This is a genomic window from Mesorhizobium sp. M7A.T.Ca.US.000.02.2.1 (assembly GCF_003996995.1).
In the GTDB taxonomy this organism is placed as follows: Bacteria; Pseudomonadota; Alphaproteobacteria; order Rhizobiales; family Rhizobiaceae; genus Mesorhizobium.
In genome coordinates, this window is sequence record NZ_RZTT01000584.1 from 1 (window position 1) to 2,898 (window position 2,898).

The 2,898-nt window shown below is 64.3% G+C and carries 5 protein-coding genes; 1 reads left to right on the forward strand and 4 read right to left on the reverse strand.

Annotated elements, in window-relative coordinates; translation table 11 throughout:
* The 4 genes from EOD15_RS31975 to EOD15_RS31990 form a co-directional block, all read right to left on the reverse strand.
* On the reverse strand, positions 1 to 505 hold a 505-nt coding region (locus EOD15_RS31975), incomplete at its 3' end, for a flavodoxin (protein ID WP_210212215.1).
* Positions 506 to 522: 17 nt separating this feature from the next.
* Positions 523 to 1,512 (reverse strand): aldo/keto reductase, encoded by a 990-nt coding sequence (locus tag EOD15_RS31980; protein ID WP_127321418.1) that lies wholly within the window; start codon positions 1,510 to 1,512, stop codon positions 523 to 525.
* Between the two features lie 5 nt (positions 1,513 to 1,517).
* The gene (locus EOD15_RS31985) at positions 1,518 to 1,778 is read right to left on the reverse strand and encodes a carboxymuconolactone decarboxylase family protein (RefSeq protein ID WP_245463825.1); all 261 of its coding nucleotides are present in this window, start codon (positions 1,776 to 1,778) and stop codon (positions 1,518 to 1,520) included.
* Positions 1,779 to 1,911: 133 nt separating this feature from the next.
* Complete coding sequence (locus tag EOD15_RS31990) at positions 1,912 to 2,307, reverse strand: cupin domain-containing protein (RefSeq protein ID WP_127321420.1); 396 nt, start codon at positions 2,305 to 2,307, stop codon at positions 1,912 to 1,914.
* Positions 2,308 to 2,459: 152 nt separating this feature from the next.
* Here EOD15_RS31990 and EOD15_RS31995 point away from each other — a divergent pair.
* The coding region (locus EOD15_RS31995; RefSeq protein ID WP_148129746.1) for a LysR family transcriptional regulator at positions 2,460 to 2,898 on the forward strand (439 nt) is incomplete at its 3' end.

Below are 2,898 nucleotides of genomic sequence, written 5' to 3' on the forward strand. Positions count from 1 at the left end.
CCCCTGGTGCATGATCTGCGAGGACTTTCAGGCTCTGCCCTATTCCGTAGCCGCCATGGGTGATGAACGGCACCAATGTCTTGCCGGACAGATCGTGTTTCGACAGGAAGGAGCGGATCACCGAAGGCGCGGTCATGCCCCAGATCGGAAATCCGAGGAACACCGTCTCGTAGGTTCCGATATCAGGCACCGTGGCGGCCAGCGCCGGTTCGGAACCGGACTCCCGCTGCTGCTCCGCCACCGCAACCTGCTGCTTGTAGTCTTCCGGGTAGGGATCGACGATCGCGATCTCGAAAATATCCGCTCGCAGAGTCCTGCTGATCTGGCGCGCGATGACCCGCGTGTTGCCGGTGCGGGTGTAGTAGGCCACCAGCACTTTGGCGCCGCCCGTTCGCCGCGCGCTCGACGCACTGGCGGGCCGGCTCGATCCGGGACTCAATCCGGCGCCCAGAGGCAGTGCAAGCATGGTCATCAGCGCACCTCGTCTTGAGACTGGTTGGCTCATCACGCTCTCCCAGGTGGCTAACGATCGATCCTTGCTTCCTGTTGCGGAGAATAGCGCGCTCCCTTCACCGCGATCGCCGAGACCGCATTCTCGATGTTGGCAAGATCGTCCGCCGTCAGCGCGATGGTGGCCGACGCGATGTTCTCTTCGAGGCGATTGAGCTTGGTGGTGCCGGGGATCGGAACGATCCACGTCTTCTGCGCCAGCAGCCAGGCGAGAGCGACCTGTGCTGAGGTCGCCTTCTTCTGGACTGCGATCACGCCGATCGCGTCGACCAGCGCCTGGTTCGCCTTGCGGGCGTCTTCCGCAAAACGCGGCACGGTGTTGCGGAAGTCGCTGCTGTCGAACGTCGTGCTGGCATCGATGGCGCCGGTGAGGAACCCCTTGCCCAGCGGGCTGAAGGGCACGAAGCCGATCCCCAGTTCTTCAAGCACCGGCAGGATCGCCTCTTCCGGTTCACGCCACCAGAGCGAATATTCGCTCTGGACCGCGGCGACCGGCTGTACCGCATGCGCGCGCCGGATCGTGCGCACGCCCGCCTCGGAGAGACCGAAATGCTTCACCTTGCCTTGGCTGATCAAGTCCTTCACAGCGCCCGCCACCTCTTCGATTGGCACGACCGGATCGACGCGATGCTGGTAGAGGAGGTCTATGTGGTCGGTCCTCAGCCGCCTGAGCGAGGCCTCGACGACGTCACGAATATGCTGCGGCCGGCTGTCCATGCCATCATGTCCGGCTGTCCCGGCGATGTCGATGCCGAATTTGGTGGCGATCACCACCTGGTCGCGGATCGGCTGCAGCGCCTCGCCGACGACCTCCTCGTTCGTGAACGGTCCATAGACCTCCGCGGTGTCGAAGAAGGTGATGCCGCGGTCGAACGCCGCCCTGATCAGGTGGACTGCATCCGCCGTCTCCATCGGCTGCCCGTATGACTGGCTCATTCCCATGCAGCCGAGCCCGATGGCCGAAACGTCGAGACCGCTGTTTCCAAGTGTGCGCTTCTGCATTGTCGTTATCCCTTCTTCTCGGCGTCGGCTTGTTCGAAGACCTTGCGGGCAATGCCGATCGCAGTGCTTGCAACGGGCCATCCGGCGTAGAAGGCGAGATGCGTAATGGTTTCGATGAGTTCGTCGCGGGTGACGCCATTGTCGAGCGCGCGCTTCATGTGGAAAGGCATTTCGTTGATCCGGTAGCCCGAAATCAGGCTGGTGACGGTGACAAGGCTGCGGTCCCGCGGCGACAGACCGGGGCGCTCCCAAACGTCGCCGAACAACACATCGTCTGTGTATCTGCCGAGCGCCGGAGCGATATCGGAGAATGGGCTTTTCAGCCCTTGGAACGTCGGTCATGGTGGTCTCCTTCGTAGAGTTCGGGCGTTGAACTCGGCGCCACGCGCCGATACTTGGTCAAACCCCGTATTGTTCGTCGCTGACATGCTCCAGCCAGTCGACGACCTTGCCGTCGAGCGCTTCGGCGATAGCGATGTGGCTCATCGCGGTGGTCGGCGCGGCGCCATGCCAATGCTTCTCTCCGGGCGCGAACCAGACGATGTCGCCGGGCAGGATCGGTTCGATCGGGCCGCCCTCGCGCTGCACCAGGCCTGCGCCCGAGAGGACGATCAGCGTCTGGCCAAGCGGATGCCTGTGCCAGGCGGTGCGCGCACCGGGCTCGAAAGTCACGGTGGCGCCGCCGACCCGGGCGGGCTCGCTGCCCTTGAACGGCGCGTCGATGCGCACCGCGCCGGTGAAATAGTCGGCCGATCCCTTGGCCGAGGCTTGAGAGCCGTTTCGCGTGATGTCCATGGTTTGTCCCTTCCTGGCAACAGGGGTGTCGCGACCGCCGGTCTTCAGAGGCGGCCGGCAGAGGCGCCCGGTGTGATGACGCCTATCTAGGGTCTGCGATTGGTGCCGATTAGGTGCTATATCCAGCATGATCTTATGAAAGGAGCTCATGAATGCCGCGAGACAATCTGAATGAGCTAACCGCCTTCCTCGCCGTCGCGCGCGAGGAAAGCTTCACCAGGGCGGCGGCCAAGCTCGGGGTTTCCCAATCGGCGCTCAGCCACACGGTGCGGGCGCTGGAGGAGCGGCTGGGCGTACGGCTCCTGACCCGCACCACGCGCAGCGTGTCGCCCACCGAAGCCGGCGAGCGGCTGGCTCGCACCGTGGGGCCGAGGCTCGATGAGATCGAGGCCGAGATCGCGGCACTCAGCGCCTTGCGCGAAAAACCCGCCGGCACCATCCGCATCACCGCCGGTGAGCATGCCGCCGATGCGATCCTGTGGCCTGCCCTGGCGACATTCCTGCCCGACTATCCCGACATCAAAGTCGAGATCATCGTCGACTACAGCCTGACCGCCATCGTTGCCGAGCGCTTCGACGCCGGCGTGCGGC